The 21,123-nt window shown below is 69.3% G+C and carries 20 protein-coding genes; 6 read left to right on the top strand and 14 right to left on the bottom strand.

Annotation, left to right across the window (positions count from 1 at the left end):
• Positions 1 to 89 precede the first annotated feature (89 nt).
• The gene (locus IEY88_RS39300; RefSeq protein WP_189160009.1) at positions 90 to 908 is read right to left on the bottom strand and encodes an SAM-dependent methyltransferase; all 819 of its coding nucleotides are present in this window, start codon (positions 906 to 908) and stop codon (positions 90 to 92) included.
• Positions 909 to 1,090: 182 nt separating this feature from the next.
• Between IEY88_RS39300 and IEY88_RS39295 the strand changes: the two genes are divergently transcribed.
• From IEY88_RS39295 to IEY88_RS39285, 3 genes are all read left to right on the top strand, one after another.
• Positions 1,091 to 2,401: a cytochrome P450 gene (locus tag IEY88_RS39295; protein ID WP_189160008.1), complete on the top strand. Its 1,311-nt coding sequence runs from the start codon at positions 1,091 to 1,093 to the stop codon at positions 2,399 to 2,401.
• 17 nt (positions 2,402 to 2,418) lie between these two features.
• Positions 2,419 to 3,408, top strand: coding sequence for an alpha/beta hydrolase (locus IEY88_RS39290; RefSeq protein ID WP_189160007.1), 990 nt, complete (start codon positions 2,419 to 2,421; stop codon positions 3,406 to 3,408).
• A gap of 174 nt (positions 3,409 to 3,582) precedes the next feature.
• Positions 3,583 to 3,909 (top strand): MGMT family protein, encoded by a 327-nt coding sequence (locus IEY88_RS39285; protein ID WP_189160006.1) that lies wholly within the window; start codon positions 3,583 to 3,585, stop codon positions 3,907 to 3,909.
• Between the two features lie 3 nt (positions 3,910 to 3,912).
• Here IEY88_RS39285 and IEY88_RS39280 read toward each other — a convergent pair whose 3' ends face one another.
• The 11 genes from IEY88_RS39280 to IEY88_RS39230 form a co-directional block, all read right to left on the bottom strand.
• Positions 3,913 to 4,548, bottom strand: a complete 636-nt coding sequence (locus tag IEY88_RS39280) for a sirohydrochlorin chelatase (protein ID WP_189160005.1) — start codon at positions 4,546 to 4,548, stop codon at positions 3,913 to 3,915.
• Positions 4,545 to 5,636 (bottom strand): uroporphyrinogen-III synthase, encoded by a 1,092-nt coding sequence (locus IEY88_RS39275; RefSeq protein ID WP_189160004.1) that lies wholly within the window; start codon positions 5,634 to 5,636, stop codon positions 4,545 to 4,547. Before IEY88_RS39275 ends, IEY88_RS39280 begins: the two co-directional genes overlap by 4 nt.
• Positions 5,633 to 5,944, bottom strand: coding sequence for a nitrite reductase small subunit NirD (gene nirD, locus IEY88_RS39270; protein ID WP_189160003.1), 312 nt, complete (start codon positions 5,942 to 5,944; stop codon positions 5,633 to 5,635). Before nirD ends, IEY88_RS39275 begins: the two co-directional genes overlap by 4 nt.
• On the bottom strand, positions 5,941 to 8,409 hold the full coding sequence (gene nirB, locus IEY88_RS39265) for a nitrite reductase large subunit NirB (protein ID WP_189160002.1): 2,469 nt from the start codon (positions 8,407 to 8,409) through the stop codon (positions 5,941 to 5,943). Before nirB ends, nirD begins: the two co-directional genes overlap by 4 nt.
• Positions 8,410 to 8,520: 111 nt before the next feature.
• Positions 8,521 to 9,822 carry an MFS transporter gene (locus tag IEY88_RS39260; RefSeq protein WP_189160001.1) on the bottom strand — a complete coding sequence of 434 codons (1,302 nt, stop codon included), beginning with the start codon at positions 9,820 to 9,822 and terminating at the stop codon, positions 8,521 to 8,523.
• A 97-nt stretch (positions 9,823 to 9,919) separates the two neighbouring features.
• A complete protein-coding gene (locus IEY88_RS39255) occupies positions 9,920 to 11,350 on the bottom strand; it encodes an FAD-dependent oxidoreductase (RefSeq protein WP_189160000.1) in 1,431 nt (476 codons plus the stop codon).
• A complete protein-coding gene (locus tag IEY88_RS39250; RefSeq protein ID WP_189159999.1) occupies positions 11,347 to 13,266 on the bottom strand; it encodes a molybdopterin oxidoreductase family protein in 1,920 nt (639 codons plus the stop codon). The genes IEY88_RS39255 and IEY88_RS39250 overlap by 4 nt, the downstream gene beginning before the upstream one ends.
• A 106-nt stretch (positions 13,267 to 13,372) precedes the next feature.
• Complete coding sequence (locus IEY88_RS39245; RefSeq protein ID WP_189159998.1) at positions 13,373 to 14,170, bottom strand: TIGR02569 family protein; 798 nt, start codon at positions 14,168 to 14,170, stop codon at positions 13,373 to 13,375.
• A 133-nt stretch (positions 14,171 to 14,303) separates the two neighbouring features.
• Positions 14,304 to 15,476, bottom strand: coding sequence for an adenylyltransferase/sulfurtransferase MoeZ (gene moeZ, locus IEY88_RS39240; protein WP_065914603.1), 1,173 nt, complete (start codon positions 15,474 to 15,476; stop codon positions 14,304 to 14,306).
• A gap of 79 nt (positions 15,477 to 15,555) precedes the next feature.
• A complete protein-coding gene (locus tag IEY88_RS39235) occupies positions 15,556 to 16,554 on the bottom strand; it encodes a DUF3152 domain-containing protein (RefSeq protein WP_229694178.1) in 999 nt (332 codons plus the stop codon).
• 40 nt (positions 16,555 to 16,594) lie between these two features.
• Positions 16,595 to 17,548, bottom strand: coding sequence for an alpha/beta fold hydrolase (locus IEY88_RS39230; protein WP_189159997.1), 954 nt, complete (start codon positions 17,546 to 17,548; stop codon positions 16,595 to 16,597).
• 127 nt (positions 17,549 to 17,675) lie between these two features.
• On the opposite strand from IEY88_RS39230, the gene IEY88_RS39225 reads away from it, so the two are divergent.
• Positions 17,676 to 18,305: a TetR/AcrR family transcriptional regulator gene (locus IEY88_RS39225; protein WP_189159996.1), complete on the top strand. Its 630-nt coding sequence runs from the start codon at positions 17,676 to 17,678 to the stop codon at positions 18,303 to 18,305.
• Positions 18,306 to 18,350: 45 nt separating this feature from the next.
• On the opposite strand, the gene IEY88_RS39220 is transcribed toward IEY88_RS39225, so the two are convergent.
• Together IEY88_RS39220 and IEY88_RS39215 are read right to left on the bottom strand one after the other, a co-directional pair.
• A complete protein-coding gene (locus tag IEY88_RS39220; protein WP_189159995.1) occupies positions 18,351 to 19,145 on the bottom strand; it encodes an alpha/beta fold hydrolase in 795 nt (264 codons plus the stop codon).
• Complete coding sequence (locus IEY88_RS39215; protein WP_189159994.1) at positions 19,118 to 20,005, bottom strand: AurF N-oxygenase family protein; 888 nt, start codon at positions 20,003 to 20,005, stop codon at positions 19,118 to 19,120. Before IEY88_RS39215 ends, IEY88_RS39220 begins: the two co-directional genes overlap by 28 nt.
• A 61-nt stretch (positions 20,006 to 20,066) precedes the next feature.
• Here IEY88_RS39215 and IEY88_RS39210 point away from each other — a divergent pair, with 61 nt between their 5' ends.
• Together IEY88_RS39210 and IEY88_RS39205 are read left to right on the top strand one after the other, a co-directional pair.
• Positions 20,067 to 20,750, top strand: coding sequence for a TetR/AcrR family transcriptional regulator (locus IEY88_RS39210; RefSeq protein ID WP_189159993.1), 684 nt, complete (start codon positions 20,067 to 20,069; stop codon positions 20,748 to 20,750).
• Positions 20,750 to 21,064: a DUF4873 domain-containing protein gene (locus IEY88_RS39205; protein ID WP_189159992.1), complete on the top strand. Its 315-nt coding sequence runs from the start codon at positions 20,750 to 20,752 to the stop codon at positions 21,062 to 21,064. Before IEY88_RS39210 ends, IEY88_RS39205 begins: the two co-directional genes overlap by 1 nt.
• The last annotated feature ends 59 nt before the right edge of the window (positions 21,065 to 21,123 follow it).

Below are 21,123 nucleotides of genomic sequence, written 5' to 3'. Positions count from 1 at the left end.
TATGGGTTGGAGAGTGTCCGGCAGTTTACCCACCGGCAGTCGACGCCCATTGCGCCAACCGTGTGATCCTCCGACACTACAGCGTGGTTTCAGTCCTTACGACCGACCCCAGCGTACAAGAACATGTTCATCGACGCCTCGTCAGCGAAATCCCCAGGTCCGTCCGGCCGCCACTCCCCGCAGCCGACCAAACCGGGCTCCACCAGCGAAAATCCGTCGAACAGCGCACTGACCCGCGCGTGGTCGCGCATGTGCATCTGGTCGGCGCTCCTGCTCCGGTTCACGACCGCGGCGGCCTCGTCGACGCTGTCGTCGATCTGGTCCTTGGCCACGTGCGTCATCACGAGGAAGCTGCCGGCGGGCAGCGCGTCGCGGTAGTGCGCGACGAGCTTCTCCGGACCGTCCTCATCGGGCACCCAATGCATCATGAGCAGCATCAACAGCCCCACCGGTTCGTCGAGGCGCAGCAACCTCGCGACCTCGGGGCTCGACAGCACGACCTCCGGTTCGCGCATGTCGGCCTGCACGATGGCGGCGTTTTCGTTGTCAGCCAACAACAACTGGCTGTGGGCGACGGCGACCGGGTCCTTGTCGACGTAGACGACGCGCGCGGCGGGGTCGCGTTCCTGGGCGACCTCGTGCACGTTCGCGACGGTCGGGATGCCGGACCCGATGTCGAGGAACTGGCGAATCCCCTGGTCCATGAGGAAGTTCACCGCCCTGCCGAGGAACCGGCGGTTGAGTCTGGCGACGCTGGGCAGGCCCGGCACCAGCTTCTCGATCTGGCCGCCGACCTGCCGGTCCGCGGCGAAGTTGTGGGCGCCGCCGAGGATGTAGTCGTAGACGCGGGCCATGCTCGGGACGTTCGTGTCGATGCCGAGCGGAACCCAGTTCTGGGTCTCTGCCACGGGAAACACCTCTTAGGTCGTGCGTGGCTCGTCGGGGAAGACGCACGAGCTTAGTCACCCGCGCGCCGCGCGCACTGCACCATCAGAGTGACGCCGAACCACCCGTTCAGGCACTGTCGTCTTACCCCAAACGGCTCCTAGGGTGGTCCATCCCCATTCGGCCCAACTCCTCAGGAGTCCGGATGCCCGTCCCGGTGGCTCCCCACCGATGGCCGTTGCTCGGGCACACCCCGTCGATGCTCGCGCGGCGCGCCAGGTTCACCGACGCGCTGCACGAACACGGCGACGTCGTGCGCCTCGACCTCGGCCCGCTGCACGCGCACTTCGTCACCAGCCCTGCGCTGGCACACGAAGTTCTCGTGTCGCAGGGGTCGAAGTTCCGCAAGGGCGCCATGTTCGACAAGTTCCAGCCCTACCTGGGGACGGGACTGCTGCTGTCGAACGGCGAGTACCACCTGCGCCAGCGCCGGATGATGCAACCGGCGTTCCATCGGGAACGGATTGAAGCCTATGCCTCGACGATGGCTCGTGCTGCTGCTTCGCTGGCTTCGCGCTGGCAGGCAGGCGAGATCCGCACCATCGAGAACGACATGCAGGAGCTCGCGGTCACCATCGTCGGCGAGACGCTCTTCTCGACGGAGATCGGCAGGCGCGCGGTCGAGGAGGTCCGCCGGTCCATCTTCACGGTCATCCAGCAGGGGATGATCCGCGCGCTCTCCCCGTCGTTCATCGAGAAGCTCCCGCTGCCGGGCAACCGGCGGTTCGACGCGGCCATCGCGCGCATGAAAGCCGTGGTGCTGCAGGTGATCGAGAGCTGGCGAGCGGACGGCCGCGACACCGGCGACGTCCTGTCCATGCTGCTGCTGGCGCAGGAGGACGGCGTCGGCATGACCGACCAGCAGACCTACGACGAGGTCCTGACCCTGCTCACCGCGGGCATCGAGACCACGGCGATCGCGCTGGCCTGGGCCCTCTACGAGGTGGGCAGCGACCCGGAGGTCGAACAACGGCTGCACGCCGAGGTCGACTCGGTGGTGGGCGACCGCCCGGTGACGTTCGCTGACGTCCCGTCCCTCACCTGCACGGCGCGGATCGTGCAGGAGACCCTGCGGAAGTACCCCATCTGGTTCGTGATGCGCCGGACGCTGACCGAGGTCCAGCTCGGCGACGTCTCGTTGCCGGCGGGCGCCGAGGTGATCGTCAGCCCCCACGCCCTGCACCACGACGAGCGCTACTTCCCGTCGCCGCACCGCTTCTGGCCCGACCGCTGGACCCCTGAGTTCAGCGCGGGCCTGCCGCGCGGCGCGTTCATCCCGTTCGGCGGCGGCAACCGCCAGTGCCTGGGCAACACCTTCGCCCAGACCGAGATCGTCATCACCCTCGCCACGATCGCCGCCCGCTGGCGACTGGTCCCCACCCGTCCGGCACGCGTGAAGTTCACGTCGGCGCCGTACCCCCACGGCCTGCTCATGAAGGCCGTCCCCCGCAACTAGTTGGAGGTAGTACCCCCATGCGCTTCCGCCGGCTCTGCGCCGTAGCGCTGCTCGCCACCGGAATCCTCTTAGCCCCGCACCCGGCCTCCGCCGCCACCTCCTGCCGGGACGTCACCTACCCGGTGCGCATCGGCCTGACCCCACTGGTCACCACGCAGGAGACGATGGCGGGCAGGCTCTGCGTCCCCGACGGCGCGAAGACCGTGCAGGTCCTGATCCCCGGCGGCACCTACGACCGCACGTACTGGGACGTGGGCTTCGAACCGTCGACCCACTCGTTCACCAAGGCCCAGAACCAGGCGGGCTTCGCCACCCTCGCACTGGACCGCCTGGGCACGGGCAAGAGCAGCAAACCCCTGAGCGCCCTGGTCACCGCCTCCACCCAGGCGAGCGCGGTCCACCAGGTCATCAATACCCTGAAACCCCGCTTCACCAAGGTGATCGTCGCGGGCCACTCCATCGGCTCGGCGATGGCGATGATCGAGGCGGGCACCTACCGCGACGTCGACGGCGTCCTGGTCACCGGCTTCACGCACAAGATGAACTACGTGACCGTCGTCCCGGTGCTGGCCAACATGATCCCGGCGGGCCTGGACCTCGGCTACCTCACCACGATGCCGAACACCCGCTACAACTCGTTCCACAAACCGGGTCCCCTGATCCCGGGCTCGATCTCGTTCGACGAGGCCACCAAGGACGTCTTCGCCGTGACCGAGGCGGTCGACACGATCCTGCTCAACACGGTGATCATCCCGATCTCGCGCCAGATCAGGGTGCCGGTCTTCCTGGTGGTGGGCAACGACACCCACTTCTGCAGCTCGGGCCTCCCCCTGATGGGCAGCGACTGCTCCAGCCCCGCCGCGTTGAAGGCGGACGAGGCCCCGTTCTTCCCCGCGGTCCCGCGCCTCGACACCTACGTCCTCAACGGTTACGGCCACTCGATCAACTACGCGCCGAACGCCCCCGACTACCACGCCGCCGTCGCCCAGTGGGCGAGGACGATCTAGCTAGTGGTGTGGCTCAGAACGTTGCCGGTGTATTCGTGGTCAGACGGGTGCATCGTGGTGCCGCCCCCACGTCCTCGTACTGGTTGTACGGGGGTGTGGGGGCGGTGCCGCGAGGCGCCCTGCTGAGCGCGGATACGCCGCCAGCGTTCTGAGTCACGCCACTAGAATCACCGCATGGACGAAGAGATCCACGAGCGAATCCGCGACATGATCAAGGCCATCCCTCGCGGACGAGTCGCCACCTACGGCGACATCGCGGATCTGGCGAAGGCCCCGTCGCCACGGCTGGTGGGCCGAATCCTCAACGAGGACGGCCGAGACCTGCCGTGGCAACGGGTGCTGAAGGCCGACGGCACCTGCGCCCCGCACCTGCGCGAGACCCAGCTGCAGCTCCTGCACGAGGAGGGCGTTCCCAACCTCGACGGCAAGGTGAACCTGCGGGACCACCGCTGGGAGGACGTCCGCAAGGACGAGGCGGCCGAGCCACCCGGTCTCTGGTAGCCGTCACGCGGTGCGCGACAACCGGGCCTCGTAGTACCTGCGCACCAGCACGTCGACCAGGAGCGGATGCGCCCCGACGGGTTCGGCGACGACGTCCGCGCCACAGGCGGCGAGCGAGCCGTGGAACACACCGGGTGCCAGCAACCACGACGCGACGGCCACTCTGCGCCCGCGCATCCCGGCCACCACGTCGGGCACCCGAGGCGTGGCGGTGGCCACGTACCCCACCGCGGACGCGCCGAGCAACGCGGCCGCACGCCGCACCGTGGCCAGAGCCCGGGCGTCGGACGAACCCGCCGCGGCGAGCACGACTGCGTCGCCGCGGCGGAAACCTGCCTCCCGCAACCTGTCGCGCACCGCCGGCACCGCGTCCAGCGCCACCGGCGAGGTCAGCACGACGTCGGGACGGCCACCGATCTGCTCCGGAATGTCCACCCGGACGTGGTAGCCGGCGGCCAGGAACACCGGCACCACGACACAAGGTCCGTCCACAACGGACCGGACGGACGGTTCCCGGACATCCGCGTAGGCCACGACCACCGGCACGTCCACCAAAGCCTGAACCGCGGCAGCGATCTCCGCGCACACCACAGGCCCACGAGGATCCCGCGTCCCGTGAAACGCCAACACGAGCTTCATGCAGGCTCCATAGCTAGCCGGTACCCACGCTTCACAACCGTGCACACCATCTGCGGCGACCCCAAAGCGGTCCGCAACCGCCCGATGGCCGTCTCGACGGCGTGCTCCTCCCCTCCAGAGGGCAAGGCAGCCAACAGTTCCTGCCGTGACACCACACGCCCCCGAGCCGCGACCAACGTCCGCAACACCGCCATCGGCGCAGGCGCGACGGGCCGCAGCTCACCGTCGATCACCACGGCCTGAGCACGCATCTCCATGTCCCGCGAGGCAATCCGCAGCCGCAACGCCCGAGCGGGCAGCTCCACGGCCAACTCCCGCACCATCGACCCGATCCGGGACCGAGCGGGCTGCACCACAGGAATTCCAGCGGCGACCAACGGCCCAGCGGTGATGGCGCCTACGCCGACAACCAGGACATCCCGCCGCAAACAGGAAATCAGGGCGCCGGAATCCGGAGCCGTCCGCAACACCGAGGAAGCGGCGGGCGCCGAGGTGAACGTCAAGGCGTCCACCTGACCGGCCACCACAGCGTCGATCAACCGCAACAACGGCCCGACATCAGCCGGCGGCTCCCACCGGTAGACAGGGATCTCGACGACATCGGCCCCAGCGGCGGCAAGGGTGTTCACGAAGTCCGGCAACGGCTCCCCGTGCAGCTGCACGGCCACCCGCTTCCCGGACACCCCCATCCGCAACAGGTACTGCAACAACTCGGCGTTCGACTCGGACGAGGGCGACCACGCCTCGACCAGTCCGGCGGCCCGAACCGCACCCTTCGCCTTGGGCCCGCGCGGCAACACGACAGCGCCCTCCAACGCACGGTGCAACCGCGCGGCCAGCCCCCACCCCTCGGCAGCCTCGAACCACCCGCGGAACCCGATGGCGGTGGTGGCGACGACGACGTCCACCGGAGAGGACACGAGCTCCAGCGTCGCCGCGTGCAGAGTCGCGTCGTCGGGCAACGGCACGATCCGCAAAGCCGGCCCGTGCACGACGGACGCGCCCTTGCGCTCCAGCATCGCGATGAGCTCGTCGGCGCGGCGAGCCGCGGTGACGCCGATCGTGAAGCCCGCCAACGGGCCCGTCATGTCAGCTCCACAACACCGTCACGCACGCGCACCTGATGCACCGCAACGGACACGGACGGCTCCTCCAGGCACTTGCCCGTCGCCAGCTCGAACGCCTGCTTGTAGACCGGTGACACCACGACCGGCACGCCGCCGCGGTCGCCCACGATGCCGCGCGATAGCACCGCGGCGCCGCTGAACGGGTCGATGTTGTCCAGGGCGTGCAGAGAACCCTCCGCGGTCAGGAACACCGCCACCTGCGAGCCGTCGGGCAGCAAAGCCGCGACGCCCTGTTCCGGACGCAACACGTCGAAGTCACAGACGATCACCTGACGACCTCCGGGATGCCGAGGGAGACGGGGACGCGCTGACCGCGTTCAGCGCGGAACGAGATCGAGGGGTCCGGCACGCCAGGAGCGTTCACGAACGACGTGAACCGGGCCAGCTTCTCCGGGTCCTCCAGCACTCCGCGCCACTCGTCGGCGTAGTCGGAGACGTGCGACTCCATCGCGGTCTCCAGTTCCGCGCAGATGCCGAGCTTGTCGTCGACGACGACCTCGCGCAGGTGGTCGAGCCCGCCGTCGAGCCCTTCCAGCCACACCGAGGTGCGCTGCAGCCGGTCCGCCGTGCGGATGTAGAACATCAGGAACCGGTCGATGATCCGGATCAGCTCCTCGGTGTCCACATCGGACACCAGGAGATCGGCGTGGCGAGGCGTGAAGCCACCGTTGCCACCCACGTAGAGGTTCCAGCCGTTCTCCGTGGCGATCACGCCGAAGTCCTTGCCACGCGCCTCGGCGCACTCGCGCGCGCACCCGGAGACCGCCGACTTGAGCTTGTGCGGCGACCGCAGTCCCCGGTAGCGCAGCTCCAGCTCGATCGCGAGACCGACGGAGTCCTGCACGCCGTAACGACACCAGGTCGTACCGACGCAGGACTTCACCGTGCGCAACGACTTGCCGTACGCGTGCCCGGACTCGAAGCCCGCGTCGACGAGCCGCCGCCAGATCTCCGGCAACTGGTCGACGGTCGCGCCGAACAGGTCGATGCGCTGGCCGCCGGTGATCTTCGTGTAGAGCCCGTAGTCGCGGGCCACCTCGCCGATGACGATCAGCTTCTCCGGCGTGATCTCCCCGCCGGGGATGCGCGGCACGACCGAGTACGTGCCGTTGCGCTGGAGGTTCGCCAGGAACTTGTCGTTGGTGTCCTGCAACGAGACCTGCGCCTCGCCCAGGATGTGCCCGTTGCCCAGCGACGCCAGGATCGACGCCACCGCGGGCTTGCAGATGTCGCACCCGCGTCCGGTGCCGTGCTTCTCGACCAACGCGGAGAACGTCGTCACGCGCGTCGCCCGGATGATCTCGAACAGCTCCGCGCGGGAGTAGGTGAAGTGCTCGCACAACGCCTTGGACTGCTCGACACCGCACTCGGTCAGCAGCTTCTTCAACATCGGCACGCACGAACCGCACCCCGTGCCGGCCTTGGTGCACGCCTTCAGCTCGGCGACGTCGCACGCCACACCGGACTGGATCGCGTCGGTGATGGTCTGCTTGGTCACCGCGAGGCAGGAGCAGACCTGTGCGTCCGCAGGCATCTCCACGTCCACAGCACCACCGGGCTGCAGCAGTGCGGCCGGAACTTCCTTGCCCACCAACGGCCGGAGCGACAGGTAGGACGAGGCGTCCCCGACGAGCACGCCACCCAGCAGGATCCGCGCGTCGTCCGACACCACGAGCTTGCTGTAAGTGCCGGCAACGGCGTTGTTGACGACGACTTCCAGCGCGCCCTCGGTGGCGGCGTGCGCATCGCCGAACGACGCGACGTCCACCCCGAGCAGCTTCAGCTTCGTGGACACGTCGGCACCGGGGAACGCCCGCGCACCACCGGAGATCTGGTCGGCGACCACCTCGGCCATCGAGTAGCCGGGAGCGACGAGCCCGTACGTCACACCCTCGACGGCGGCGCACTCACCGATCGCGAACACGTGCGGATCGGAGGTCCGGCAGGCCGCGTCGACCAGGTACCCGCCGCGCGGCCCCAGCTCCAGCCCCAGGTCGAGGTCGGTGCGCGGCCGGATGCCGGCGCTGAACACCACCACGTCCAGGTCGAGCTCGAGACCGGAGGCCAGCTTGGCGATCAACCGCGTCCCGTCGCGTTCGATCGAGGAGGCGGACGTACCGGTGTGCACGGTCAGGTCGAGCTTCTCGACGAGCCGCTTGAGCAGCGCCGCACCGCCGTCGTCGACCTGGATCGGCATGAGCCGCGGCGCCAGTTCGACGACGTGCGGCGAGACTCCCATGCCGCGCAACGCGTTGGCCGCCTCGAGCCCGAGCAGACCGCCGCCGAGCACCATCCCGGAACGCCGGCCGGGGCGGGAGGCCGCCTCCACCGTCGCCCGGATCTCGTCCAGGTCGTCGATTGTCCGGTAGACGTGGCAACCGGGCAGGTCACGGCCGGGTACGGGCGGTACGAACGGTACCGAGCCGGTGGCCAGCACCAGGGCGTCGTAGGAGATCTCGACACCGGAGGCGCCCACGACGACCTTGCGGTCGCGGTCCACGGACACGGCCTTCTCGCCGAGCCTGAGCTCACATCCGCTCAGCGCGGGCAGCTCCAGGTCCGCGGAGTCCCAGCTGTCCACGTAGGACGACAGGGCGACGCGGTCGTAGGCGGGACGGGACTCCTCGCCGAACACGACGATCCGCCAGGACGAGTCACGGAGGATCTCGACGAGCCGGTGGCCGACCATGCCGTTGCCGATCACGACCAGGGTCCTGCTGCTCAACGAAGTCATCGGGCATACCTCCTTCCGCCCGTATGCTCACCGGGCGGCGTGTCATCCCAAGGTCCGCGACATTGCGCGGGTGTTAAAGGAAACTCTCGCCGCAGATCAGAGCGGTGTGCGTCACACGCCCGCGTACGCGAGCGACGGACGCGCCGCGAACACGTTGCGCCGCAGGTAGAACCACCACGTCGTGCCCAGGCAGAGCCCGTAGAACACGAGGATCGCGGTCAGCGCGGGCGTCAGCGTCTTCGACCCCTCGAGCGAGAACTTGAACACCAGGTTGACCAGCACACCACCGGCGGCGCCGATGGCACCGGCGATGCCGACCACCGCGGCGGCCTGCCGCTTGGCGGACTTGTCGTCGGCGGACTGCGTCCGGAAGATCGCCGGGATCATCCGGTACGTCGACCCGTTGCCCACGCCCGCCAGCACGAACAGCGCGATGAACGAACCGAAGAACAACGCGAAGTTCCGCGAGTCGACGCTGACCATCACACCGATCGTGCCGACGGCGAGCCCGACGAACGTCCCGAGCGTCACCTTCGCGCCACCGACGCGGTCCGCGAGCCAGCCACCGAACGGCCGGGCCACCGAGCCGATCAGCGCGCCCAGGAACGCGAGCGCCACCCAGCCCTTGTAGTCCACGAAGCTCAGCTTGATCAGCGACGGGAACGCGAACGAGTACCCGATGAACGACCCGAACGTGCCGATGTACAGGAACGACATCACCCACGTGTGCTGGTTCGACAGCGCCAGCTTGTAGGACTGCCCGTCCGGCTTGGCCTGCGTCAGGCTGTCCATGAACAGCCACGCGAGGGCCGTGGCGACGACGACGAACGGCATCCAGATCAACGCCGCGTAGGCCAGGTTGATCCCGGTGCCGAAGGTGATCACGAACGGCACGACGAGCTGCGTGATCGCGACGCCGAGGTTGCCGCCGGCCGCGTTCATGCCGAGCGCCAGGCCCTTCTTGCCCTCCGGGTAGAAGAACGAGATGTTCGCCATCGACGACGAGAAGTTGCCGCCGCCCAGGCCCATCGCGGCCGAGGTGAGCAGGAAGAACCAGTACGGCGTGCCCGGCGTCGACACGGCGTAGGCCAGCATCGTGCACGGGATCAGCAGCAACCCGGCGCTGATCGTCGTCCACAGCCGGCCACCGAACCGGGGCACCGCGAACGTGTACGGCACCCGCAGCACGGCGCCGACGAGGTTGGGCACGATCAGCAGCCAGAACTGCTGACCGACGCTGAAGTCGAAGCCCACCGAGCCGAGGCTCACCACCACGATGCTCATCAGCACCCACACGCTGAACCCGAGGTTCTCCGCGAAGATCGAGAGTGCCAGGTTCTTGCGGGCGATCCGCTTGCCGGTGGACTCCCAGAACTCGGGCTTCTCCGGCTCCCAGTGGTCGATCCAGCTCATGTACGTCCTCCGCGGCTTCGGCTGTTGTCAAAAACCTAGAAACCGTGCGTTACCAGGGGGTTCTGGCCTATGACGGTGACGGCAACTCCACCGCACATCAGGCCGACGCGGGCTGTGAGGCCCCGAGCCAGTCGAGCAACCCGCACACCGCGTCCTTGCAACCACCGCAGCCGGTGGTCGCGCGCGTCGCCTCCGCGAGCTGCGGCAACGACTCCGCGCCCGCCCGCCAGGCCGACACGATCTGTCCCTTCGAGACGGTGTTGCACCGGCAGATCACCGCGCTGGACGGCAGATCCGCCGGTGACGCGGCCTCGGCGGGCAACGCCCGTCCCAGCAACAACGCCAGGCGGTCGGTCGGTGCGGGAATCCCGCGGTCGTAGAGCTGGGTGATCGTGGCCGCCGCGTCCGGCGCACCGAGCACGATCGCGCCCGTCACCCGGTCGTCGCGCAGCACGAGCTTGGCGTACCGGCCGCGCGAAGGTTCCTGGAAGCACAGGACTTCCGAGTCCGGGCAGTCCACATCGGTGTGCACGTCACCCAGTGCCGCGAGGTCGACGTCCCGCGCTTTCAACCGCGTCACGACGGAGGTCCCGCTGTACCGCGCGGCCGGGTTCACGCCGGTCAGGCGGTCCGCGAGCACGGCGGCCTGGTCCCACGCGGGCTGCACCAGGCCGGACACCGTGCCGGGGTGCTGCGCGCAGTCGCCGATCGCGTGGATGCGCGGATCGTTCGTGCGCAACGCGTCGTCCACGACGATGCCGCGGTCGACGGTCAGGCCCGCCGCGACCGCGAGCGACGTCTCGGCGCGCACGCCGGCGGAGACCACGACGAGCTCGGCGGGCACGTGGCTGCCGTCGTCGAGGACGAGACCGTCGCCGGGGAGGTACTTGGCGGCCAGCGCGTTCAGGCGGAACTCGATGCCGAGCTTGCCGAGCGTGCGGGCGAGGACACTGCCGGCGCCGGGGTCGAGCTGGCGTTCCATGAGGTGGCCGACGGGGTGCACGACCGTGACCAGGCAGCCGCGTCCGGCGAGGCCGCGAGCGGCCTCGATGCCGAGCAGGCCGCCGCCGAGGACGGCCACGGGCATGCCCTTCTGCGCCTTGGCCTCGATCCGGGCGCAGTCGTCGAGGGTGCGGAAGGCGACGACGCCGGGCGCGAGCTCGCCGTCCTCCAGGAGGCCCTCGGCCGGCGGGACCCAGGGGACGCTGCCGGTGGCGAGGACGAGTGCGTCGTAGGGAACGGACTCGCCGGAGCCGAGCACGACGGTCCGCGAGGCCCGGTCGACCTCCCGCACCTCGCAGCCCAGGTGCAGGTCGATGTCGTGCTCCGCGGCCCACTTCTCGTCGTGCAGCCGGGTCGACTCCGGCGTCATCGTGCCCGCCACCACGGTCGACAGCAGCACCCTGTTGTACGCGGCGTGCGGTTCCGCACCCACGACGGTGATGGAGATACCGGTGTCACGGCGGCGCAGCTCGTCCGCCAGCCTCGCACCCGCCATGCCGTACCCGACGATCACGACTCGTCTCATGCCCGCTCCAATCGAACCGCGCAGACCTTGAACTCGGGCATCCGGCTCGTGGGATCGAGCGCGGGGTTGGTGAGCAGGTTGGCCCGCCCGTCACCGGGGAAGTGGAACGGCAGGAACACCGCGTCGGCGCGCATGGTCGGCACGCACCGCACGACCGCCGTCACCGTTCCCCGCCGGGACACGACGTGCGCGGGCTCGCCGGGGGCAAGCCCGGAACGCGCGGCCGTGTCCGGGTGGACCTCCACGTACATCTCGGGGACGGCCTTCAGCAGCTCGTCGATCCGCCGCGTCTGCGCCCCCGACTGGTAGTGCTGCAGGACGCGGCCGGTGGTGGCCTGCAACGGGAACTCCTCGTCCGGCGGCTCGGCGGGGCCGCGGTGGTCGACGGCGATGAACCGCGCCAGGCCGTCGGGGTGCGCGAACTCGTCGAGGAACAGCCTCGGCGTACCGGGGTGGTCGACCGACGGCACCGGCCAGTGCAGCTGCTCGGACTCCAGCCGCTCGTAGGTGATGCCGGAGTAGTCGGAGAGACCGCCCGCAGACGCGCGGCGCAGTTCCTCGAAGACCTCGACCGGCCGCACCGGGAACTTCTCGCCGACGCCGAGCCGGGAAGCGAGGCCCTGCAACAGCTCCAGGTCGCTGCGCACCCCGTCTGGTGGGTCGAGTGCCTTGCGGCGCCTGATGATCCGGCCTTCGAGGTTGGTCATCGTGCCGTCCTCCTCGGCCCACTGCGTGACCGGGAACACGACGTCGGCCATCGCGGCGGTCTCCGACATCACGAAGTCCGCCACCACCAACAGGTCCAGCGCCTTGAACCGGTCGACGACACCGGACGCCCGCGGCGCCGACACCACCGGGTTGCTGCCGAACACGAGCATCGCCTTGATGTCGTCCGCGACGAGCAGCTCGTACGCGCTGCGCCCCGGCCCGGGTAACGACGACACACCCCAGACGTCCATGATGTGCTGCCGCGCAACGGGATCGTCGATCTTGCGGTAGCCCGGCAGCTGGTCGGCCTTCTGGCCGTGCTCGCGCCCGCCCTGCCCGTTGCCCTGCCCGGTCAGGCAGCCGTAACCGGATCCCGCGCGGCCGGGCAGTCCCAGCGCCAGCGCCAGGTTGATCCACGCCGAGACGTTGTCGGTGCCCGACGCGTGCTGCTCGGTGCCGCGCCCGGTCAGCACGTACGACCGCCCGGCCAGCATGTGCACGGCAGCGCGCTGGTCAGCGGCGGAGACACCGGTGACGCGTTCGACCTGCTCGGGCCACCACGCCGCGGCCACCCGCCACGCGTCGTCGAAACCCGAGGTGCGCGAGGAGATGTACTCCTTGTCGATCACGCCCTCGATGACTGCGGTGTGCAGCAGTCCCAGTGCCAGCGCCAGGTCCGTGCCGGGCGCGGGCTGCAGGTGCAACGTCGCGCGCTCGGCGGTCGGCGTGCGCCGCGGGTCGATGACGATCAGCCGCGCGCCCTCCAGGTGCCGCAGGAACGGCGGCATGGTCTCGGCCGGGTTCGAGCCGGCCAGCAGCACGGTGTCCGCGCCGCGGAGGTCCGTGAGCGGGAACGGCAGCCCGCGGTCCAGGCCGAACGCCTTGTTGCCCGCGGCGGCGGCCGACGACATGCAGAACCGGCCGTTGTAGTCGATCTGCGAGGTCTTCAACGCCACGCGTGCGAACTTGCCGAGCGCGTAAGCCTTCTCGTTCGTCAGCCCGCCGCCGCCGAACACGGCGACCTCGTCGGGCTCGTAGGAGGTGATCCGCGACGCCACGAAGTCCAGCGCCTCGTCCCAGGACACCGGTGAACCGTGCAGAAGTGGCGTGGTGAGCCGGCCGGGATGGCGCAGCAACTCCCCCGCCGTCCAGCCCTTCTGGCACAGCCCACCGGGACCAGGGGTCACCTGGCCGTCGATGACGCTCATGGAGCACTGCAGCGCGCAGTAAGGGCAATGGGTCACGCGTCCGACGCTAGCGAAGCGAGCGTTAACCCAAAGCGACGCAATGTTTCGTCGGTGGAAAATGACCCGCTCAGAGCAACGCTGTGACGAAGTGAGCAGCTCTTTCCAAGCCCGCAAAGGACTGTGGCGTTGACAACGGGTGAAGAGCGTGCACTGCCACGCGGAACAACGTCGCGCGCAACAGCGCCTGCTCCCACTCGGCCTGGTGGCTCCACCGGTGGAACAGCCCGGGGTCCGCGCCGCCCCACGCGACGGCGTCCACCGCGACGACGGCGGCGGCCCACTCGGCGGGACGCCAGTAGGCGGTGAAGTCGATCACGGCCGGCGGCGCGTTGCCCGCGAACAGCACGTTGCCGAACAGATCACCGTGCACGACCTGCGGCTTCAGGTTGAGGGGCTTCCGCAGCTCCTTCAGGAGGTCGAACAGCCGCCCGCCGAGGTCGGCCTCCAGCGGCACGTCCTCCTCGCCCCACGCCTTGCGGTCGGCGACGGCGAACACGTCCGTGCGCGTGTCCAGGAAACGGGGCTTGGCCAGCTCGGCGGTGCCCTGGTGCAGGCGCTGGGCGACGGCGATGACCTCGTCGTGGCGCGCCTCGGCCCGTCCGGCGAGGAACTTGGTGGCGGACCAGCCGCCGACGACGTACCGGCCGTCGGTCGATCTGAGCGGTCTGCCGATGCGCAGGTGGTGGACGTCGAGGCCGTCCAGGGTCTTGGCGATCCAGGTGGCCTCGGCGGGCTTGGGCGCGGGCCTGATCGTGGCGTCACCACAGCGCCACGCCGGGCCACCGTCGATGAGCTCGGGTTCGGCGTCACGTGCCCCGAACGCCGCACGCACGTGCGCTGGGGGCGGTTCGGGGGACCGGGTCACGGTCGGGCACGCTACCTGCTTGGGCCGTCCGGGTGGTGGAAGGCGGCACAGCGTGATTCGTGCCGCCACCCGAAAAGCCGAGCGGGTGACGGGTGCGTTCGAGTGCCGAAGCAACCGAACGCACCCACCACCACTAGTACGTCGGCAGGCTCGGGTCCACTTCGCGGGCCCACGCCAGCACACCGCCACCCACGTGCACGGCGTCCTTGAAGCCCGCCTTGTGCAGCGCCGCGAGGGCCTCCGCCGAGCGAGCGCCGGACTTGCAGTGCAGCACGAGCGGCTTGTCCTGCGGCAGCTCCGAGAACGCCTCACCCGAGAGGATCTTGTCCTTCGGGATCAGCACCGAACCCGGGATCTTCACGATCTCGTACTCGTGCGGCTCGCGGACGTCCACCAGCAGGAAGTCCTCACCGGACTCCTGCTTGTGCTTGAGCTCGAGCGGCGTGATCGTGTTGCCCGCGGCCGCCTGCTGCGCGTCCGTGGACACGACACCGCAGAACGCCTCGTAGTCGATCAGCTCGGTGATCTTCGGCGACTCCGGGTCCTTGCGGATCTTGATGGTCCGGTACGACATCTCGAGCGCGTCGTAGACCATCAGGCGGCCCAGCAGCGGGTCGCCGATGCCCGTGAGCAGCTTGATCGCCTCGGTCACCATGATCGAGCCGATCGACGCGCACAGCACGCCCAGCACGCCGCCCTCGGCGCACGACGGGACCATGCCGGGAGGCGGCGGCTCCGGGTAGAGGTCGCGGTAGTTGAGGCCCTGGCCGTTCGGGGCGTCCTCCCAGAAGACGCTGACCTGCCCCTCGAACCGGAAGATCGAACCCCACACGTACGGCTTGCCCAGCAGCACCGCGGCGTCGTTCACCAGGTACCTGGTGGCGAAGTTGTCGGTGCCGTCGAGGATCAGGTCGTAGTCGCGGAAGATCTCCAGCGCGTTCTCGGAGTTGAGGTGCGTCTGGTGCAGGACCACCTTGACGAACGGGTTGATCTCGGCGACCGAGTCGCGTGCGGACTCCGCCTTCGGGCGGCCGACGTCGGACTGGCCGTGGATCACCTGGCGCTGCAGGTTCGACTCGTCCACGACGTCGAAGTCGACGACGCCGAGCGTGCCGACCCCGGCCGCGGCCAGGTACAGCAGTGCCGGGCTGCCCAGGCCGCCCGCGCCGACGACGAGCACCTTCGCGTTCTTCAGCCGCTTCTGCCCGTCCACCCCCACGTCCGGGATGATCAGGTGCCGGCTGTAGCGCGCGACTTCTTCCTTGGTCAGCTCCGCGGCTGGCTCAACGAGCGGCGGAAGCGCCATGCTGGTCCTCCTCGACGAATGTCTCCGTGTCCGAGACAACGTCTACCCTGCCTCGACTCTTCCCGGTTGGAAAGCTGTCTCAGCCTGCGGGAAACGCGTTCGGGACGCACACCTTGCCGTCCGCGGGGACGACGTCCTGGCCCGCGTTGAGCTGCGAGACGAAGTTGTTCGAGACGCCGAACGTCTGCTGCATCATCACGGGGGCCGGCGCGCCGTTCTCCGCGCAGGCCGCGTGGCCGCTGCCCAGCGCGTGGCCGACCTCGTGGTTGATCACGTAGGTCCGGTATCCGGCCAGGTCGGAGCCGTAGACCATGGCGCCGCGGATCCAGCGGGCGACGTTGATGATCACGCGCTTCTGGCCGGGGTTGTAGCAGGAGGTCTCGAACGGTATGTCCTTGCCGCAGAGCGTGTGCGTGGTCTTCGTCGTGGTCAGCGTCACGGTGAAGTCCGGGTTCTGGTTCGCCTCGACGCGCTGCAACGCGACCTGCTTCGTGCCGATCCAGCTGCGCGGGTCGGCCAGGATTCCGTCGATCGTGCGCGCGAACGCCGTCGCGTCGTCGTTGTAGTCGGCGGGCTTCACACCGTCCTCGATCGCGATCGAGTACTTGCGGAACTTCTGCGCACCCGCGTCACCGATCCGCCCGCCGGCGCCGGGGATGGCCTTGAACGTGCCGACGCCGTCCTCGGAGAAGGCGGGGCCGCCCGGCAGTTCGGCGGTCGGGATGTTCAGGACCGGCTTCTTGCCGGGCACCTCGGACGCGGGTGGCTCCGGCGTGCTCACCGGCGTCTCGGCGGCGTTCGTGTTCGCGCCGGTGCCGCCGATCGCGGGCGTCTTGGGCTGGACCGTGTCGAGCACCACCAGCGCGGTCAGCACGAGCAGCACCGGGATCGCGTAGATCCGCCACCCGTAGTTCCCGACCAGCCTCTTCACGCCGCGGGCCTTGCGGGGCCGGCGCATCGCCCGGGTGGCGTCCGGTTCCCAGGCGGCCGCGAGCGGTTCCGCGCTGGTCCGCCGCTCGCCACGGCGGTAGCGGTCGGAGGGCGGTGCGGAACGTCCTCGCTCGGGGGCGCGATTCACGTGCTCCAGGGTCCCACATCCCTCGGACGGCCGTCGTTCGTCACCATGAGTGCCGGTCGACTGCCTCCCACATGCCCAGGACGGCCCTCGCCACGGTGGCGGGCCGCTCCATCTGGGCGACGTGGCCGGTCCTGGGGAGCACCAGCAGCCGCCCCTGCGGCAGCAGCCGCGCCGTCCGGGGGCCCTTGCGCACGCTGACGAGCCGGTCGTTCTCGCCCCAGAGCACCAGCGTCGGCGCCTTGACCAGCGGCAGCAGCCGCCACAGCGACTTCGGGCCGGGCGTGAACCAGCTCTGCATCAGGCCGAACGTGCTGCGGTTGAGCGCCGAGCCCGCCCACTTCTGCCGGGCTCGTTCCTCGTTCTCCTTGATCGACTCCTCGATGCGGTGGTCGGGCACCACGCTCGGGTCGGCGAAGCAGAGGGTGAGCATCTGCTTGGTGCGTTCGTGCGCGGTCAGCTTCGCGAGCTCGCGGCGGACCCTGGACCCGATGACCGGCAGGACGGCGAGCGCCATCCGCGGGTCGGACATGCGGTCGAGGCGCGGCCTCAGGTCCGGCACGGCGGGCGAGACGAGTGTGAGCGTCTTCACGAGGTCCGGCCTGCTCGCGGCGACGATGACCGAGATCGCGCCGCCCATGGAGTTGCCGAACAGGTGCACCGGCTGTGAGAGCGTTTCCAAGTACTTGATCACTGTGCGGGCGTGCGTGGCCAGACTGAAGTCGTAGCCGGGAATAGGCTCCGAGCGCCCGAACCCCGGCAGGTCGATCGAGTAGCCGCGCACGTGCCCCTGGAGCTGGGCCGCGAGATCTGTCCAGTTCGTCGCGGACCCGCCAAGACCGTGCACGTAGACGGCCGTCGGACCGTCTCCCGGCGTGACCCTGACGTGCACCTCATGGCCGTCCACCTGGCAGAACTCGCCGGGCCACGGCGTCTGGGTCTTGTCCAGGGGCGGCAGTTCGACGGTGGACAACGGGGCGGTTTTCAACGTGCTCACCGGACCAGGATGCGGGAAAGAACGTCAAGATGGTTCCCGGATGTGGGCTACCAGCGAGTAAGGTTGCGCACAAGCCTCGGTCTGGCAACCCCTCTCCGACGGCCGGATCACTCGTGCTGGAGGCACCATGACGGAGACGGCGCAGAGCGCACCCGCAGGCAGGGGCGTTCGACTGCCGCGCACCGCCCGACGTGCGCAACTGCTGGCGGCGGCGCAGGACGTGTTCGTTTCCAACGGCTACCACGCCGCGGCGATGGACGAGATCGCCGAACGCGCGGGCGTGTCCAAGCCGGTGCTGTACCAACACTTCCCCGGCAAGCTCGAGCTGTACATGGCGCTGCTGGAGTCCCATGTGGACGAGCTGGTCGGCAGGGTCCGCACCGCCATCGGCTCCACGAACGACAACAAGCTCCGCGTGCGCGCCGCCGTGGCCGCCTTCTACGACTTCGTGGACGGCGAGGGCCAGGCGTTCCGCATGGTGTTCGAGTCGGACCTGCGCTCCGAGCCGTCCGTGCAGTCCGCCGTCGAGCGCGCGACCACGGACTCCGTCGACGCCATCACCGAGACCATCACGGCGGACGCCGGCCTCGACGAGGAACGCGCCCGCCTGCTGGCCGTCGGCCTCGTGGGGCTGTCGCAGGTGACCGCGCGCTCCTGGCTCGCGGACAACCGCCGCGTGCCGAAGGAGGAGGCGGTCGCGTTGATCTCGAACCTGGCGTGGCGCGGCATCGGTGGCGGTTTCCCGCTCCAGCACTGACCTCGACGAAAAAGGGCCCGCGAGTGCGGGCCCTTTTTCGTGAGATCAACACTGCTGCATCAGCGCCGCTATCCGCCTGGCGACGTCCTCGGAGCGTTCGAGCGGCAACATGTGCCCGGTCTTCGGGTAGATCACGAACTGCGCGCTCGGCAACGCCTCCGCCAGCACCCGTGAGTGCCGCATGGGCGTGAGCAGGTCCCACGACCCTGCCATGACGACGGTGGGGATGTCCGAGAGCACCGCGAGGGCCTCCCGCCGCTGGTGCAGCGTGAGCTCCTCCCGGATCCCGACGAACGCCTCACCGGACGTGTTGCCGGCCATCGCCGCCGCGGCCCGCACGTCGGCCCAGCGCGGACGACGCCCGAACGTCACCCTGAGCCCCGGCGCGATCAACCGGCCGAACCCGACCTTCGGCCGGTTCACCAGCCACTTCCCCGCGAGCCGCTCCACACCGCTCTGCCCGGGCAGGTTCCCGCACGACGTGGCGATCAGCGCCACCCCGGACACGCGGGCGAACAACTCCGGCCGCTGCTCGGCCAGCGCCATGATCGTCATGCCGCCCAGCGAGTGGCCGGCCAGCACGATCCGCCCGGTGGGCACGTGCTTGTCCAGCACGGCCGCCAGGTCGTCGGCGAGGTCCGAGATCGTGCCGGTGCCCGTGCCCGACGACAGGCCGTGGCCACGCACGTCGTACCGCACCACCCGGCCGGGCAGTGCGGCGGCGACGCGGTCCCACGTCGTGAGGTCCATGGTCCAGCCGTGCAGCAGAACGGCGGTCACGCCGGCGGACGAAGGCCCCGACGTGACGACGTTCAGCCGATCAAGAACGAGCGACGCCATGCGTGCATCCCCGGCTTCCCGACGAGTCCGGCCTCTTCCAGGAACGACATGATCCGTTCGCCCGACCAGCGGATGGTCTCCTGGAACCGGGGGTTCCCCAGCGCCTGGCGGTGGGCCTCGCGAACGTCGAGACCGACGGCCGCGTACACCTCGGGGTGGATGATCGTGCGGGTGATCATCATCGACACGGTCGCGATGAGCCACTTCTGGTACGGCTTCTCGAACCCGCGCAGGCCTTCCATGCCGCGCGTCAGCTCCTCGCGGGCGAAGCGGACGTGACGGGCCTCCTCCAGCACGTGGATGCGGTTCACCATCCGCACGAGCGGCTGCACGGTCTCGTCGTTCATCGCCTCGCGCTGCAGGCGGTCGAGGATCTCCTCGGCGACCAGGATCGAGCCGTACATCGCGGGGCCGTACCCGATGGTCGGCAGCAGCTTGCCCAGGCGGTGCGTGTGCTTCCTCGGCCCGTACGCCGGGCAGCCGACCCGTTCGACCAGCCGCGCGAACATCGTCGAGTGCCGGCACTCGTCGGCGACCTCGGTCAGCGCGTACTGGGCGTGCCGCGACGTCGGGTCGGTGTTGTAGACGACCTTCACCAGCATCTGCATGAGCAGCAGCTCGAACCACAGGCCGACGGACGCGATCGACGCCAGCTCGTGCTTCGACAGCTCGATGCGCTGCTCCTGCGTCAGCGAGTCGTACAGCGGCGTGCCGTAGAGCGAGATGCGCTGCTCAGGGATGTAGAAGAGCCCGTCCACCAGAGGTGCGGACCAGTCGATGTCCACCTCGGGGTCGTAGAACTTCTCGGCGGACGACTTGAGCAGCCGTTCCGCGGTCTTCTCCCGATCGGCGACCCTCATCGGTTGCCCTCCCCGGTAAGTGTTACTTGAGGTAACGGTTACTTCTGGTAGCGTGCGTCACATGGCACGCACTGTCAAGGGGCCGGACGCGCGACGTGAGCGGTGGAAGGGTCACCGCGAGCAGCGCAGGGCGGAGTTCGTGGACGCCACGATCGCCGCCGTGGCCAAGAAGGGCCCGGACGTCGGCATGGACGACGTGGCGGCGGAGGCCGGCGTCAGCAAACCCGTGCTGTACCGGCACTTCACCGACAAGGCGGACCTGTACCTGGCAGTCGGCCAGAAGGCCACCGAGGTGCTGATGGACCGGATGGGCCCCGCGCTCGCCGCGGACGGCTCGATCCGCGACCGGATCGAACGGATCGTGGACGCCTACCTGTCCGTCATCGAGGAGAACCCGAACCTCTACCGGTTCGTCGTGAAGGGGTCCTTCGCGGACCGCCCGGTGGAGAAGGACGTCGTGGCGGAGGACAAGAACCTCATCGCCGCGACCCTGGCCCGCATCATCGGCGACTACCTGCGCGCGTTCGACATGGACTCCGGCGGCGCCGAGCCGTGGGCGCACGCGCTCGTCGGCATGGTGCAGAACGCGGGCGACTGGTGGCTCGACCGCCAGACCATGTCCCGCGCGAACCTGAGCGACTACCTCGCCACGATCATCTGGCACGCCCTCGACGGACTGCTGCGGTCGGCAGGGGTCGAGATCGATCCCGCAACGCCCCTGACCCCTCTCCGATTGGTGGATTGATGAGCGAGCACGAGCACGACGAAGAGGGCTACCGCGGCGCCGCCACCCTGGTGTTCGGGGAGGACGAGGTGGCCGTCGAGGTCGACCTGCGCGGCTACTTCCAGCCGATCGACGGCCGCTACCACTGGTACGGCCGAGTGAAGAAGAACGACGACGTCACGACCCGGGTCGAGGGAGGCGCGCGGACCGCGTTGCTGCGCACCCCCACCGGACAGGCGGAGGGGACGCTCACCGACCAGGACCCGTGGGGCCGCTACCGGGTCGGCGGCATCTCCACTCCGCCCTACAAGATCGAAGAGCCGGCCGAGCACTAGGTGTACTGACCACTGAGGTTGCGAACGGTTCGACACGTAGTCGGATGATCTTGGAATGA

It is taken from the genome of Lentzea pudingi, from assembly GCF_014646255.1.
In the GTDB taxonomy this organism is placed as follows: Bacteria; Actinomycetota; Actinomycetes; order Mycobacteriales; family Pseudonocardiaceae; genus Lentzea; species Lentzea pudingi.
Note: the sequence above shows the minus strand (reverse complement) of the source record. Positions and strands in the feature narration are given on the sequence as shown.

Bases quoted from the DNA above. Each gene is read 5' to 3' on its own strand.
- IEY88_RS39295 (WP_189160008.1), top strand. From the start codon at position 1,091: ATGCCCGTCCCGGTGGCTCCCCACCGATGGCCGTTGCTCGGGCACACC.
- IEY88_RS39220 (WP_189159995.1), bottom strand. From the start codon at position 19,145: ATGGCGTCGCTCGTTCTTGATCGGCTGAACGTCGTCACGTCGGGGCCT.
- IEY88_RS39290 (WP_189160007.1), top strand. From the start codon at position 2,419: ATGCGCTTCCGCCGGCTCTGCGCCGTAGCGCTGCTCGCCACCGGAATC.
- IEY88_RS39275 (WP_189160004.1), bottom strand. From the start codon at position 5,636: ATGACGGGCCCGTTGGCGGGCTTCACGATCGGCGTCACCGCGGCTCGC.
- moeZ (WP_065914603.1), bottom strand. From the start codon at position 15,476: ATGGCGCTTCCGCCGCTCGTTGAGCCAGCCGCGGAGCTGACCAAGGAA.
- IEY88_RS39285 (WP_189160006.1), top strand. From the start codon at position 3,583: ATGGACGAAGAGATCCACGAGCGAATCCGCGACATGATCAAGGCCATC.
- IEY88_RS39250 (WP_189159999.1), bottom strand. From the start codon at position 13,266: ATGAGCGTCATCGACGGCCAGGTGACCCCTGGTCCCGGTGGGCTGTGC.
- IEY88_RS39215 (WP_189159994.1), bottom strand. From the start codon at position 20,005: ATGAGGGTCGCCGATCGGGAGAAGACCGCGGAACGGCTGCTCAAGTCG.
- IEY88_RS39205 (WP_189159992.1), top strand. From the start codon at position 20,750: ATGAGCGAGCACGAGCACGACGAAGAGGGCTACCGCGGCGCCGCCACC.
- IEY88_RS39280 (WP_189160005.1), bottom strand. From the start codon at position 4,548: ATGAAGCTCGTGTTGGCGTTTCACGGGACGCGGGATCCTCGTGGGCCT.
- IEY88_RS39210 (WP_189159993.1), top strand. From the start codon at position 20,067: ATGGCACGCACTGTCAAGGGGCCGGACGCGCGACGTGAGCGGTGGAAG.
- nirB (WP_189160002.1), bottom strand. From the start codon at position 8,409: ATGACTTCGTTGAGCAGCAGGACCCTGGTCGTGATCGGCAACGGCATG.
- IEY88_RS39225 (WP_189159996.1), top strand. From the start codon at position 17,676: ATGACGGAGACGGCGCAGAGCGCACCCGCAGGCAGGGGCGTTCGACTG.
- IEY88_RS39260 (WP_189160001.1), bottom strand. From the start codon at position 9,822: ATGAGCTGGATCGACCACTGGGAGCCGGAGAAGCCCGAGTTCTGGGAG.
- IEY88_RS39255 (WP_189160000.1), bottom strand. From the start codon at position 11,350: ATGAGACGAGTCGTGATCGTCGGGTACGGCATGGCGGGTGCGAGGCTG.